The sequence below is a fragment of the Legionella impletisoli genome (genome assembly GCF_900639875.1).
In the GTDB taxonomy this organism is placed as follows: domain Bacteria; phylum Pseudomonadota; class Gammaproteobacteria; order Legionellales; family Legionellaceae; genus Legionella_A; species Legionella_A impletisoli.
This window is the reverse complement of record NZ_CAAAIA010000013.1, coordinates 1-13,352: the sequence shown is the minus strand read 5'-3', so window position 1 is coordinate 13,352 and position 13,352 is coordinate 1. Positions and strand designations below refer to the sequence as shown.

Sequence of the window (13,352 nt, the reverse complement as noted above, 5' to 3'; positions counted from 1 at the left end):
ACCCATACACGCGCGCGTCATGGGGTCTGGAGTGATTGATAATGAGGATGAACAATCATGGCGACTTACTACTTCGATAAAAATTTCAATTTACGCTTTGCAATTTTAGCTAACCCTCCTAAACTAGCACGAACAAAAAGAGGCAAGTGTGGGGCATTAACAAGGCAAAGTACGCCCTGCCAAGCTCCAACCGTATGGGACAAGACAACAGAAAAAGCTGTAAATGGGCGCTGTAAATTACATGGTGGTTTATCTACAGGTCCTAAAACGTCTATAGGTAAAGACGCGATTAGGCAAAGTAATCGCGCGAGAAAATATAATACAAAACTGCCTAATGATGGGAAAAATGAGCAAAATAATTAATGTCTATTGTGATGAGTCATGCCATTTAGAAAATGACGGTAAGAAATCCATGGTTATAGGGGCTATTTGGTGTCCTTTGGATAAAACGAAAAAAACTGCTGATCAAATTAGGGCAATTAAGTTTAAACACTTTGGTAATCAGTATAGAGAAATAAAATGGAACAAAGTGTCTAATGCCAAACTAGAATTTTATAAAGAATTAATCGATTATTTCTTTGATGAACCAGACTTGCATTTTAGGGCAGTCATTGCAGATAAGACCAAGCTTGATCATGGAAAATTTCTACAGACTCATGACGAATGGTATTACAAAATTTATTTTACCTTGTTAAAAATCATTCTTAACCCAGATTTATGTTATCGAATATATATTGATATCAAAGATACACAGGGTGGCAACAAAGTCAGAAAACTAAGAGAGATACTTTGTAATAGCCATTATGATTTCTCCCAGAAAATAATTGAACGGCTACAAATAACGCACTCTCATGAAGTAGAGCAATTGCAGTTAGCTGATTTATTAATAGGGGCGCTTTCTTATTACCATAATGTAACCGAGCGCACGAAAGCAAAGATGAGCTTGATTGATAAAATAAAAGAAAATTCACACTACAGTTTGGATAAGAACACCCTATTTAAAGAAGATAAATTCAACTTGTTCTTCTGGGAGGGCTGTTAATGCCTTATCCAGAATGGCTACCAGACCTCATTGAGTTAAACAGTTATAAAGGAAACTGGGATAGTTATCTCGAGCATCTTTACAGTGTATATACTCAGAATTTTATTACTTCAAAACCAATTTATAATGGAACGCCTGTCGGTGTAAAAGGCACCCCAAAGAGCATGACAAAGATGCTACATTTTGGCATATTATCTCTGAAGGAATGATTGAAAATGAAAGAACACCTGATCTGCGCCGATGTGAGAGAATAGCTTGGCCAAAACCTATAATCGATAATCATAACAACGGTATTTTAAAGATCTGGAAAAATAAGCGCAAAGGAGAAACAAGGATTCTATTGTGGTTTGAAGAAGCTGAGTATCTAGTCGTATTATCTGAAAGAAAAAGTTACACGCTTTTTTGGACAGCTTATCCAGTTACAAGGGGTCATTCCAAAAGAAAGTTACAAAAAGAATATGAAAGTTACAATAGCGGTGAAAGTAGATAGGCTGGCTGCGCCTAATGTGAAATTAGACGCTACCGTTACTCCTTCTACAACATGGTAGATGAGCTATCTATATTATAGTTAATTAGTATGCAAAGTGTCAATTGATTAAAATTATTACATGTTTTTTGATTGTAAATAGTCCTTTCCTGAATAATATGGTTTGCCAGCTTTAAGCCAAAGCTGAATATGAAGCCGTAAGGACTGTGGCGAAATATTTCCATTGATTATATCTTGCCCGTCCTCTATAGACAGGAGATTGTCTATGACTTGCTGAGGTTTAATGTCCAGATCTTTCAAGCAACCCTGTACGAAATTAATCAAATCTTTATCTTTGTTATTTTTTTTATGAAAACCCTCTGCTTTGGTACTGACAAAACCGACATAAGGTGGATTTGTCAGTTTTGTCAGTTCACTTTCTTGCATATCATTTAATTTTTTTAGCCAACGTCCCATGTTAAATCTCTCTTAATCAATCCAGTGGTAAACAACTTTTGGTCGGCCATTTGTATCAACCGAAGCTACCGTTTCTGCAACAATATATCCATAATCAATAAGCCAATTTAAGGCATCATATACATCTTCAATACGGTTAAGGCCAGACCAGCCTTTTCGATGTATAGCTCTTGCGGAAAATGGGTTATCTAGTTTGGATTTGCGCTCAAGAATAAGCTTTGCTCCGTTAAGGCTGTGATTCATTGCAAGACTGTAAAGCCGTTTAGCATGGCTTAGTAGATAGTCAGCCCAATCTAATGCTCTGGCTGTAGAAGTAGCCCCGACAGCCTCTCGCCCCCCATCAATTACTTCAAATAGTAGTGCTAGCCCTGCAATAGTTTGTGGCATTTTAAGCATATGGCTTTCTAAGGCTGGATGAATATCTGAGTCACGTGCCGCCTCTTGAATTTCTTTCATCCACGTAATAAACAAATTTTGAGCTTCATTAGTAAATCGAAAAAGACGAGGCTCATCATCTACCGTGTTGAAATTGAGTTTATGAAGCATTTCAAAAACGGCATTATATTTTTCTTTTGCTTGTTGATTTGGGGCGCGATCAATCCATTCCCAGCAACCAACATTATCTGGCCATATGGCGAGTTGAAAGCGTTGAATCAATCCATCATCTGCCGTTCCCCTGATGGCATCACGAACCAGTGTGGCTATTTTACTTGGTTGAATGCCTCCGATAATAGATAAAGTACAATTCGGAATAACAATTGTGCCACGCCCAATACGGTCATAAGAGTAATAACCATTGCCATCAAAGCATTCAAGATAAAAGGCTCTGTCGGTTTGGTGCTCTTCCTTGTTTAATTTCGCTAACCAGCCAGATAATTCATCGCGAACCAATATCAGCCCATTCGAATTTTCTTTTAGTAACTCACCAAGTTTTTCCACTGTAGCATCATTGACCACCCGTCTTTTACGGGTAGGCATAAAGGAGCTTTCCGAAATTTTTAACGCCTCTTTAGCTGATTCCCTATCGTCTTTTTTTAAAGCGTTTTTAGCTTTGATTTTTGCCGTCTGTTTTTCCAATTCGATTAATTGACACTCTTCTTCATAATTTTGTAAATTTTCTTCAAACTCTTGAGTAGAATCTACATCAAACTGTCTTAATGGCTTGATAGCTTCTTTCATGCTTGGACTCTTCATAGCAGAAGGACGGCCAATAATTGCTCCCCACTGATTAGGGGTTACGGTCCAATCATCAAGCTGCTTGGGGCATATTGATGCTTTTCGGCCTAAGAGTCCTGATAGTCCAACTATTGCTGCGACCGCAACAAAATCCGGTAAGCTTTGTTGACGATCCGCGACATCATAAACATAATCTCTAATTGCTTCAGGCAGCATTTCTGCTTGAAAGGGCATAACAGATGGTCTTGATTCTGGTAATTGTCTTGGCGGGTTATTTTTTATTTGCCGATTTACGGGCTTTTTATTGTGTTCATATATGGCGCTGTCATCAATTGCTATCGATTCTTGTGCAGCCTTTGCAATAGCATCTTTAAGAGATAATCCTTCTCTAACGCGCACCAAGTCGAAAGCATCATGCCAGTAACCATCGTTAAACGGATCATTATGATGACTAAAAAATTTATCATCTCTAACTGTAATCCCAGCAATGCCTGATGATGATTCTGGTGATAACCATTTTTCCTGTGTACTTGTAACAAGCTTCCGCTTATAACCATATTGGCTCAAAAGTGTGGTTAATTGATGTTGTTCATTAAATGCTTGTATTGGTGAATTTTGATCACTTAACCCATGTTTTTTCTTAGGATCAGTGTGATTAGTTGGTGGTATGTTTTGAAAATTAGCCCCCTTAATTGGTAAGCCATCTAGATATTCAAAATACAAGAGCTCTACATTAGAGCCAAAAGGTTTTCTTGGATAATACCAGCCTTGAGCAAACACATTGTTCTCTTTGGCATAAGCCAGCAAGTGCCCTTTTAGGTTTTGATTTAAAGATATAATCATTTTCTCGACAGTAGCTGGTAACTGATTCCTGCCGTATGGCTTATCGGTGGCGAGAATAATTCTGTATCGATTCCCTTTTTGACCAGCATAATGGGAATATGAGCCATAAAGAATATGTCCTATCCCCATGATTTTTAATGTTTGATGAACAGCTAAAGGGTCAGGAGCACCTTCAATTTCATAACCTTCTTCATCAATTCGCTTGTCACAATCAATTACAATTAGATTGGCCATGTTATAAGTATTAGCGTCATTTCGCGGCATACAACGACCATCATTTGTGATTAAAGAGGTTCTTAAAAAATGACTCCCATCTTTATTGCCATAAGGCAGTTGTTTTAGCAGGTTATACAAAACCTTGCCTTTAATATTTTCAAACCTATCAGTAGTGGCAATTCCAGTTTGTGTTGATGCAACTACCGTATTTTCTAGAATTGATATAAAATCCTTCATGTTAAGTCCTTAACAAAAGGGAGAGGTCACCCCCTAAAATCCAAAGTTTGATGATTAACGCTTTTCTCTTGATTGGGTGGGCGTTAATCCCTGTTGAAATAGCTTCTTTGTCTGGGTTTTTATTTTGGCCCTCGACTAATCCTATATTCATTGATTCATTAACCACTCAAAGAAAGCAGCTTCATCAATTAATACTCTCCTCCCATTTCTCACTATCACGCTCATGTCGTCTAAGCCGTTTGTAGAGGCATGAAAGATATGGTGTCTAATACCACCATGGGTAAAAGCTGGATGCTTTTCACAGAACTGTTTAACTGTATAGAGTGAAGGGATTTTTTGTTGGTTGTTCATATGTCACCTCGTAAAATTAAATAGAATCACTGGGGTTTGTGATCTTTCGAGATGAATTATTGTTGATGAAAAGACAGTAATTCTAGATAACTATGGGCCCCTAAATTAGGGGGGCTAATTAATATCGTTGATTAACTTACTGATTTTTAATTATTTTGTTTGGGGCTCTTTTTTTTAAGCTAATCCCTTTTGGCTCAATGGTTGCAACTTCTGATAATTTTTTTACAAAATTTTCTTCATCGGAATCATTTGGGTTAACTATCTCAAAATTTTTCTTAATATATTTGGCAATATTGCCTGTCGAAAAATTCCTATTATTTTTAGAAGCTACAAGCTTTTCTTCCTGAACATAGCCATCAATCAAAGCAGATAATTTTGGAGCTCTACAAGCATTTGTATTAAACCAGCCTTCATGCAAAAGAGTATTTTGATCTAATGTTACCAACTGTTTTATTAAAGCTTCATTTTCTTTATCGAAACCTTTGTCAAAAGCTATTATTTCATTTGGAATTTTTAAATTAGGTAGCCCTTTAGCCCAGCAAATTAAAAAACCTGTTCTCCACATTTCAATATTAGATTTAGGTATTGAATATAACTTACGCTCATCTTCACTAATTAATATAGCCTCTCGGGAAATGACTTCTGCATAGCTTAATAAACAGTTGGAATTGCTTAATATTTTTTCATACACATCTAATCCATCTCGACCAGCATAGGCGCGATTAAATTTAGCAAATTTATTGACTATATCGTCATCAAGCCTAAGCGCATTCGATCTTAGTTCATTGCTATCAAGATTGTGTAGTGCTTCATTTAATTCATTAATAAAACTATCCAATGATCCAGTATGAGCTGGTTCAAAGCCTGCTGAGAGGCAAGCAAATTCCAGTAGACTCATCATGCGTATATTTTGCCATTTGCTGTAATCAACAGGATAGATGTGCCTAAATATCTTATTTATGAGATCACCATAGCGCGATGATGAGAATTTTAAAGGGAAATCAAAGGTCATACCTTTTCACCAAAAATTTTATTGTTCATATTCGCAACAACTTTGCTTGTATGGGCATCAGATAAATGTGCATATCGTTTAACCATTTGCAGTGTTTTATGCCCTAAAATTTCAGCAATTTCAGCAAGGCTTGCGCCGTTCATTGCCAGATACGAAGCACAACTATGTCGAAGATCGTGCCAACGAAAATCAGTAATACCTGCTCTTTTTAAAGCTGTTTCAAAGGGAGTCCTTAGATCGATAGGTTTTTTAAGATTGTGGCTTGGAAAAACAAAATCACAGTTTACATGTCTTAGTTTTGAGTGTTCCTTCATTAGTTCAAGCGCATGGCCTGCTAAAGGCAGAACCCTTCGTTCACCATTTTTTGTTTCATGCAGGGTTATCACCCCTCTATTCAAATCAACATCTTTCCAGCGTAAACCCATTATTTCCATTCTTCTGCCACCAGTGGATAACGCCAGTACTGCCGCGATATATAAATAGGGGCTTTCACTTTTTTTACACTCAGATAAAAATAGCGCTCGCTCATGATCATCTAAAAATCGGACACGACCATTAGATTCTTTAGGCTTAGTAACCTTTCTTAAAGGGTTTTCCTCAACCCACCCCCATTCTTTCATTGCTATAGTGAATAAATGACTTAGCACTGCAAGATAGCGATTAATGGTTGCCGGGCTTAATGAATCATTTCGTTGAGAAGGCGTTTTTGCTAATTTATCTCTGTATTGGCCGATTAAGGCTGGTGTAATATCTGCTAGAGTGTAATCTCCAATATTTTTTTGCCACCACTTTAACTGACCGACTTGGTTCCTTGTACTCTTAGGCTTTGTAGGTATTACATCGCTAATATAACGCTCAATTGCCTCGGACAATGTGTGACGTTTTGCTTCAGAGGTTTTGAAGTGGCGGCCTTCTCGCATTGCAGACTCGGTTTGTTGCACCCACTTTCTTGCGTCTGTCTTGCGATCAAAGGTTGCTGTTTGAGTAGGGTATCCCTTTAGCCTAACTTTGACCCTATAGGATATTTTACCTTCTTTGGATGTTCTTTTTTCAATACTAGCCATAACAACTGTTAACAAATTACAAAAAAACAGCACACTATATCAAAACCGTTTTCTCTGCAACTTATGATTGTTATTCATATTGTGAATTGCAGTATGTATTGATAAATACAAGGCATACAGCAAATATCAATATTACGTGGGGCACTCATGGGGCACTATGGAAAATCTCTAGATTTATATCCAACAATTTGTTTCGTTTTTTACCAATGGAATTTGCTATACTTATCAAATTAATAGCTGTATAAAAAGGAGTTTATATAGTGCTAAAGCTTATTATAAAACTTGCGAGCTTAATTTTAATTTGCTCAGTTTCTTTGCTTTCATATGCTAATGATGAAAATAAATATATCCCCCCTGATGATCTTCAGTTAGTCGAAAAACAAATATACAACTCGTTAGAAAAAAACGGCTTACCAAAATCCAGCATATCTATTAATTGGTCCATATCAGTCTCTGGTGATTATATTGCAACAATAAAATGTAAAAGCCCTGAAAAATGTGGGGAAAAAGAAGTATCAATTCCATTTACAAATAAAAACCTAATAAATAACGAAGCCTCTAGCTTCCTGAAAGAAAACCAAGCAAAGCAACTTCGACCATTGTTAAAAAATACTGGGAATGAAGGCCCACAAAATAAACCTCTAATTAATGGCGAATTGGAGAATTATGAATGAGCAATAATAGTGAATTAACGAAAGAAGAAGTGGAGAAAATTGAGTCGGCAATCAAAGATAAGTTTTGGAATGTGTATGGCAATAATACTGCGCGGCTTTCAGGTATATGTCGTCAGCTAGCTTTTGCTGAAGGAGGTATCTGTTGGTTTTTTTTAAGTAATCCATCAGCTGGAATATCGTTAGATTTGAAGATTATTTTAACTTTTTTAGTCTTTTTTTTTATTGCCGATGCTGGTCAGTATTTCATGTTGGCTATGAATAATAAGAAATTGGCTATGTTATATGAGGCCAAACTGGATAAGAAGCTAATTTATTCAAAGGAAGAAATTATAAGGCCTATCTGGATAAATAGTTCCGGAGATATATGTTTCGGAATCAAGCTACTGTTCCTTGGAATTGCTTCAATTTTACTGATAGCTAAATTTTACTGCCGTTAAGAAAATAATTTTTAAAGTTGTTATTTGGCTCTAAAACGGACGATATAAAGATTACAAAAAAATAAGGATTGATCATGAATAACTATCAGACAATAACTGACGATGAGTTGGAAGATTTCAGAAATATTTGTAGTGATCGAGGTTATAATTCGAAAGAATTTAACTTAAATGAACACGATGTTATAACCCCTAACACGATCGGTCCAAGCTATGGAAAAGTAACAATTTCAAGAAAAGGGAAAAGCAAAACCTATGAAACAGGGGATGCCAGTTGTTGGCATGCTGATTTTGAAAACGATTTAAGAAATAATTTTTTCGTTTAGAAGAAGTAGTTAATATGGACAAAATTCTATGGAGGGTTCGTAGTGGATTATAACTTAAAGCACAAAATCCTGCTTGTTGAAAATTCAGAGGATTCCAACGATTTTCCATGGTCTATAAGAGAAGGTTCAAAACGAAGCGATTATATCCCCTTAGAATGTGAATTCTTATATTTTACAGCAAGCGAGCTTCGCCACCATTATTTTTTACAAATTGAGGCGTCATCCAATAGTGAAGAAGTTGAAGAAGAAAAAGAGCCAAGAGTAGAAAGTGAAAGTATTAGAGGAGTTTTGCACCCTGGCTATTGCAATGATGGCAAGGTGTTAAAAAGGGATACTATGTATTCAATGTTTGGAACTGACAGATTAATAAAAGATTTCAGATTATATATTAGCAAAATAAAAAACCCAAATGACAAAGAAAAATGTCTTATCAAAGGTCATGTAGGTTATACAACTGAAGGAGAAGGGTTTCTTGAAGAAACTATTGATGACTCAATATTTATCGATCTTACCCTAACTCAACAACAATTTGATCATATTTCTGAGTTAATAATATCTAACTGTATTGATATATTTGAAATCATGTTATCTACTCCATCTGGGCTTTATTCAAAATGGTCTGCAGCAGCATCATGTGGGGTACCATCAGGGGGGGAGTATTACATCAAAGTGTTAGCTGATGAAAAATATCATAAGGTTGAAACCCCAGAAAATTGTAAAATAACCCCCCCTAGACTATTAGGTAATACTGATTTTGAAATGACAATAACGCAACGCAATAGTTTAAATATAAAACAAGATTTAAGAGGTATAAATATTGATGAGCTCTTTGATGACGTAGAGGAAGAGAAAGAAGATGAGAAAAAGGAAATCCTTGAATCAAAACAAAATGAGAAGCTTTTAGCGATATTAACAAGCCTTGAAAGCATTAAAGGAACCTTGGCTTTCCCTCTCTGGATGATATTCATACTTTTATGTCTTAAGTTTATTGTTTTTAAGTAGAAAGAAGAAAATGGGGAAGAGCCGAAATTTTGAAAATTATAGATGAAGAGTTAGAGTGTTGTGCGGTTGATTGAAGTGCCCCCGTAATTGGGAAAGCCCCGCTTTTTATTGTCAATTGTTGCTATCTGCTATCACCAGATGCCCCGCTAGTGCCCCATGGTGTAATTGGTAAGAAATGAATTTCACGTAAGCCATTGATTTAAATGGCTCCCCGGGACGGGCTCGAACCGCCGACCTAATGATTAACAGTCATCCGCTCTACCGACTGAGCTACCGGGGAATGAGGCGGAATCTTAAATCGATTCCGCGTGGAGGTCAAGGGTGTTTTGGGAATTTCTTTATTTTTCTGAAAATTTTTGCAATCTATCCATGGCGTCGCGCAAAATATCCATGCTGGTGGCAAAGGATATGCGGATGCAGCCTTCGCTGCCGAAGGCGGAGCCTGGGACTAGTGCGACACCAACGTCTTGTAATAAGCGATCAGCGAATTCTAGATCATTTGCAAATCCTCGTCGGTCAATAATGCCTTGAACGTTCGGGAAAATGTAAAATGTTCCGTCGGCAGGAATGACTTCGACGCCTGGAATGTCGTTTAAGCGTTTGACCACATAATTATGGCGCTCATGGAAGGCTTTAACCATTTCTCTTACGGTCGCATTGCCACCCGTTAATGCTGCGACTGCTGCTTTTTGAGCAATTGAGCATGGGTTTGAGGTGGATTGTGATTGCACGGTTTTCATCGCGGAAATTAATGCTTTAGGTCCACCTGCATAACCAATGCGCCAGCCAGTCATGGAATAGGCTTTCGATACACCATTTAAGACGATGGTTTGATCATAAAGCTCAGGACATGCATCTAAAATATTAACGAAGGGTTGCGACCAAAGAATGTGTTCATACATGTCGTCGGTTGCAATTAAAATATTTGGATGTTTTTTGAGCACCTCGCCTAAGGCTTTCAGCTCTTCATAGGTGTATGCTATGCCTGAGGGATTCGATGGGCTATTAATAAAAAACAAGCGTGTTTTGGGGGTAATGGCTTCTTCTAATTGCTGAGGCGTAATTTTATAGCGTTGAGAGGAAGGTGCCGAGATGATTACGGGCGTCGCTTCAGCTAACAGCACCATATCTGGGTAAGAAACCCAATAAGGCGCCGGAATGATCACTTCATCGCCTGGATTTAAATAAGCTTGGCAAAGGTTATAAATGCTTTGCTTTCCACCTACGGATACTAGAATTTGATTGAGCTCGTAATCAAGACCATTGTCTTCTTTAAATTTGTTCTGGATGGCTTTTTTTAAGTCAGGAATGCCGTCAACTGGTGTATACTTAGTAAAACCGTGGTTAATGGCTGCAATGGCTGCTTTTTTGATATGTTCAGGTGTATCGAAATCCGGTTCACCTGTGCCAAGACCAATGACATCGTGGCCTTCTGCTTTCATTTGCGATGCTTTTGCAGCCACAGCCAAGGTTGGTGATGGTTTAACTTGCTGTATGCGGGAAGCCAGTACAATATCCATCCGTTTGCTCCTATGATAAAGTTCATATAATGAAAAAGTTATTTAAAATTCACTCAAGTTATCAGCCTGCAGGGGATCAACCCATAGCAATTGCCTCGCTCGTGGAAGGCATTGAATCGGGCTTGGCTCGTCAAACCTTATTAGGTGTAACGGGTTCTGGTAAAACCTATTCTATTGCCCATGTTATTCAGGCAGTGCAAAAGCCAACGCTTGTGATGGCACCTAATAAAACCTTGGCCGCACAACTTTATGGAGAATTTAAACAATTCTTTCCAGAAAATGCAGTCGAGTATTTTGTTTCTTATTATGATTATTACCAACCGGAAGCCTATGTTCCTGCTTCAGATACTTTCATTGAGAAAGATGCATCCATTAATGAGCACATTGAACAAATGCGCTTGTCAGCAACCAAGGCACTCATTGAGCGCAAAGACGCCATCATTGTTGCCACCGTTTCCGCTATTTATGGATTAGGTGATCCCGATTCGTACTTGCGTATGGTATTACATGTGTCTCGTAAAGAACAATGCGATCAGCGTAAAATTTTAAGGCGACTTGCTGAAATGCAATACATTCGCAGCCCGCAAACGCTTTCTCGTGGGCAATTTCGGGTTCACGGTGATGTGATCGATATTTTCCCAGCGGATGCTGAAAAAGATGCGGTGCGCATTGAATTGTTTGATGATGAAGTAGAAAACATTGCCACATTTGATCCTTTAACCGGTGAGGTGCTTCAGCGCTTACCAAGAATCACCATTTTTCCTAAAACACACTATGTGACACCACGAGAACGAATTTTAAAAACTATTGATCTCGTTAAAGAAGAATTACAAGAGCGGCTCGCCGAGTTTCGAAAAGAGGGAAAACTTCTTGAAGCGCAGCGACTGGAACAACGCACCAATTTTGATATTGAAATGATGCTTGAGCTTGGATATTGCTCAGGTATTGAAAATTACTCACGCTATTTATCTGGGCGTCAAAGCGGCGAGCCTCCACCGACGTTATTTGATTATCTACCTGCGGATGCGCTTTTGGTCATTGATGAATCGCATGTCACGGTCCCGCAAATAGGAGGGATGTATCGCGGCGATCGCGCTCGCAAAGAAACGCTCGTTCATTATGGATTTCGTTTGCCTTCCGCATTAGATAATCGTCCCATGCGGTTTGAAGAATTTATTGAGCGATCGCCTCAAACCATTTACGTTTCTGCCACTCCTGGCCCCTATGAGCAGGAAAAAGCCGATAATGTGGCGGAACAAGTCGTAAGGCCGACGGGACTGGTTGATCCAGAAGTGATCGTTCGCCCGGTGAAAAATCAAGTGGATGATTTATTATCGGAAATTCACCAGGTTGCCGCTGAAGGCGAGCGGGTTTTGGTAACGACTTTAACAAAGCGCATGGCCGAAGACTTAACTGAATATCTACATGAGCATGGCATTAAAGTGCGTTATCTTCATGCAGACATTGATACCGTGGAGCGGGTTGAAATTATACGTGAGTTAAGGCTCGGTGAATTTGATGTATTAGTGGGCATTAACTTGCTTCGCGAAGGGCTTGATATGCCAGAAGTTGCGTTGGTGGCAATTCTTGATGCCGATAAAGAAGGTTTTTTACGCTCCGAGCGCTCGCTGATTCAAACCATTGGCCGTGCTGCGCGTAACATTAAAGGTCGTGCGATTTTATATGCCGATAGAATGACTGGCTCTATGGAGCGCGCCATTGAAGAAACCAAGCGTCGCCGTGATAAACAAAAAGCTTATAACAAAGCACACGATATTACCCCTAAAACGATTAAAAAATCGGTCACCGACATTATGGAAGCGACTCCCGGAAGAGGGCGTAAATACACCATCAAAGAAGAGCCTCGCGTTTATGAACTTCTTAATCCTGAACAATTAGCTAAGCGAATTAAAGTCTTAGAAAAACAAATGTATGCACATGCTGAAAATATGGAATTTGAGCAAGCAGCGGTGGTACGAGATGAGCTGCTGGCTTTAAAGGAACAGTTGAAGCAGTAAGACATCTCACAATTTTGAGTGTCGCATCTTTTATAATTTTGATTTCCTAGCATGGATGCTGTGCTTAAAGCACAGCAGGTAGGTTGTGTTTCAAACATTAACTTATTTACGTCTATGCACGGTGATTTTGACGGCAGTATGGTCAGATTTGATGGTTTCTAGCATGGGGCTGTGCTTAAAGCACAGGAGGTAGGTTGTGTTTCAAACATTAACTTATTTACGTCTATGCACGGTGATTTTGACTGGCAGTATGGCCAGATTTGATGGTTTCTAGCATGGGTACTGTGCTTAAAGCACAGCAGGTAGGTTGTGTTTCAAACATTAACTTATTCACGTCTACGCACAGTGATTTTGACCGCAATATGGTCAGATTTGAGGGTTTCTAGCATGGGTGCTGTGCTTAAAGCCATAGGTATCTACACAAATGCTTCTCCTATTATTTGGCGAAGCATTTGTTTAAGTTCTCCTGGGTCATATCGTTCTAATAAATCGAG

The 13,352-nt window shown here is 38.5% G+C and carries 13 protein-coding genes and 1 tRNA gene; 7 read left to right on the top strand and 7 right to left on the bottom strand.

The genetic code is table 11. From position 1 onward, the window contains the following. The first annotated feature begins 57 nt into the window (after nucleotides 1–57). Together E1O41_RS11860 and E1O41_RS10995 are read left to right on the top strand one after the other, a co-directional pair. Nucleotides 58–363, top strand: a complete 306-nt coding sequence (locus tag E1O41_RS11860) for an HGGxSTG domain-containing protein (RefSeq protein ID WP_188668259.1) — start codon at nucleotides 58–60, stop codon at nucleotides 361–363. Continuing rightward, a complete protein-coding gene (locus tag E1O41_RS10995; protein ID WP_131777386.1) occupies nucleotides 347–1,042 on the top strand; it encodes a DUF3800 domain-containing protein in 696 nt (231 codons plus the stop codon). The genes E1O41_RS11860 and E1O41_RS10995 overlap by 17 nt, the downstream gene beginning before the upstream one ends. 604 nt (nucleotides 1,043–1,646) lie before the next feature. Here the strand turns inward: E1O41_RS10995 and E1O41_RS10985 are convergent. The 5 genes from E1O41_RS10985 to E1O41_RS10965 form a co-directional block, all read right to left on the bottom strand. Continuing rightward, a complete protein-coding gene (locus tag E1O41_RS10985) occupies nucleotides 1,647–1,985 on the bottom strand; it encodes a hypothetical protein (protein ID WP_131777385.1) in 339 nt (112 codons plus the stop codon). A gap of 12 nt (nucleotides 1,986–1,997) precedes the next feature. Continuing rightward, nucleotides 1,998–4,457 (bottom strand): YfjI family protein, encoded by a 2,460-nt coding sequence (locus tag E1O41_RS10980; protein WP_131777384.1) that lies wholly within the window; start codon nucleotides 4,455–4,457, stop codon nucleotides 1,998–2,000. Between the two features lie 147 nt (nucleotides 4,458–4,604). Further along, nucleotides 4,605–4,808, bottom strand: coding sequence for a hypothetical protein (locus tag E1O41_RS10975; protein WP_131777383.1), 204 nt, complete (start codon nucleotides 4,806–4,808; stop codon nucleotides 4,605–4,607). Between the two features lie 136 nt (nucleotides 4,809–4,944). Further along, the gene (locus E1O41_RS10970) at nucleotides 4,945–5,820 is read right to left on the bottom strand and encodes a hypothetical protein (RefSeq protein WP_131777382.1); all 876 of its coding nucleotides are present in this window, start codon (nucleotides 5,818–5,820) and stop codon (nucleotides 4,945–4,947) included. Continuing rightward, complete coding sequence (locus E1O41_RS10965) at nucleotides 5,817–6,884, bottom strand: tyrosine-type recombinase/integrase (protein ID WP_131777381.1); 1,068 nt, start codon at nucleotides 6,882–6,884, stop codon at nucleotides 5,817–5,819. The genes E1O41_RS10970 and E1O41_RS10965 overlap by 4 nt, the downstream gene beginning before the upstream one ends. A 260-nt stretch (nucleotides 6,885–7,144) precedes the next feature. On the opposite strand from E1O41_RS10965, the gene E1O41_RS10960 reads away from it, so the two are divergent. The 4 genes from E1O41_RS10960 (at nucleotide 7,145) to E1O41_RS10945 (ending at nucleotide 9,320) form a co-directional block, all read left to right on the top strand. Beyond that, nucleotides 7,145–7,558, top strand: a complete 414-nt coding sequence (locus E1O41_RS10960; protein WP_131777380.1) for a hypothetical protein — start codon at nucleotides 7,145–7,147, stop codon at nucleotides 7,556–7,558. After that, the gene (locus E1O41_RS10955) at nucleotides 7,555–7,995 is read left to right on the top strand and encodes a hypothetical protein (protein WP_131777379.1); all 441 of its coding nucleotides are present in this window, start codon (nucleotides 7,555–7,557) and stop codon (nucleotides 7,993–7,995) included. Before E1O41_RS10960 ends, E1O41_RS10955 begins: the two co-directional genes overlap by 4 nt. A 74-nt stretch (nucleotides 7,996–8,069) precedes the next feature. Next, nucleotides 8,070–8,318: a hypothetical protein gene (locus tag E1O41_RS10950; protein ID WP_131777378.1), complete on the top strand. Its 249-nt coding sequence runs from the start codon at nucleotides 8,070–8,072 to the stop codon at nucleotides 8,316–8,318. Between the two features lie 42 nt (nucleotides 8,319–8,360). Beyond that, nucleotides 8,361–9,320 (top strand): hypothetical protein, encoded by a 960-nt coding sequence (locus tag E1O41_RS10945; protein WP_131777377.1) that lies wholly within the window; start codon nucleotides 8,361–8,363, stop codon nucleotides 9,318–9,320. A gap of 204 nt (nucleotides 9,321–9,524) precedes the next feature. Here E1O41_RS10945 and E1O41_RS10940 read toward each other — a convergent pair. Together E1O41_RS10940 and E1O41_RS10935 are read right to left on the bottom strand one after the other, a co-directional pair. Next, a tRNA-Asn gene (locus tag E1O41_RS10940) sits at nucleotides 9,525–9,600 on the bottom strand. Nucleotides 9,601–9,658: 58 nt separating this feature from the next. Further along, on the bottom strand, nucleotides 9,659–10,840 hold the full coding sequence (locus E1O41_RS10935) for a pyridoxal phosphate-dependent aminotransferase (protein WP_131777376.1): 1,182 nt from the start codon (nucleotides 10,838–10,840) through the stop codon (nucleotides 9,659–9,661). Nucleotides 10,841–10,869: 29 nt separating this feature from the next. Here E1O41_RS10935 and uvrB point away from each other — a divergent pair, with 29 nt between their 5' ends. Next, nucleotides 10,870–12,858 carry an excinuclease ABC subunit UvrB gene (uvrB, locus tag E1O41_RS10930; RefSeq protein ID WP_131777375.1) on the top strand — a complete coding sequence of 663 codons (1,989 nt, stop codon included), beginning with the start codon at nucleotides 10,870–10,872 and terminating at the stop codon, nucleotides 12,856–12,858. Nucleotides 12,859–13,352: the final 494 nt, after the last annotated feature.

Excerpts from the sequence above, each read along its gene's own strand:
- E1O41_RS10995 (WP_131777386.1), top strand. The coding sequence starts at position 347 with ATGAGCAAAATAATTAATGTCTATTGTGATGAGTCATGCCATTTAGAA.
- E1O41_RS10975 (WP_131777383.1), bottom strand. The coding sequence starts at position 4,808 with ATGAACAACCAACAAAAAATCCCTTCACTCTATACAGTTAAACAGTTC.
- uvrB (WP_131777375.1), top strand. The coding sequence starts at position 10,870 with ATGAAAAAGTTATTTAAAATTCACTCAAGTTATCAGCCTGCAGGGGAT.
- E1O41_RS10970 (WP_131777382.1), bottom strand. The coding sequence starts at position 5,820 with ATGACCTTTGATTTCCCTTTAAAATTCTCATCATCGCGCTATGGTGAT.
- E1O41_RS10985 (WP_131777385.1), bottom strand. The coding sequence starts at position 1,985 with ATGGGACGTTGGCTAAAAAAATTAAATGATATGCAAGAAAGTGAACTG.
- E1O41_RS10935 (WP_131777376.1), bottom strand. The coding sequence starts at position 10,840 with ATGGATATTGTACTGGCTTCCCGCATACAGCAAGTTAAACCATCACCA.
- E1O41_RS10950 (WP_131777378.1), top strand. The coding sequence starts at position 8,070 with ATGAATAACTATCAGACAATAACTGACGATGAGTTGGAAGATTTCAGA.
- E1O41_RS10980 (WP_131777384.1), bottom strand. The coding sequence starts at position 4,457 with ATGAAGGATTTTATATCAATTCTAGAAAATACGGTAGTTGCATCAACA.
- E1O41_RS10955 (WP_131777379.1), top strand. The coding sequence starts at position 7,555 with ATGAGCAATAATAGTGAATTAACGAAAGAAGAAGTGGAGAAAATTGAG.
- E1O41_RS10965 (WP_131777381.1), bottom strand. The coding sequence starts at position 6,884 with ATGGCTAGTATTGAAAAAAGAACATCCAAAGAAGGTAAAATATCCTAT.
- E1O41_RS11860 (WP_188668259.1), top strand. The coding sequence starts at position 58 with ATGGCGACTTACTACTTCGATAAAAATTTCAATTTACGCTTTGCAATT.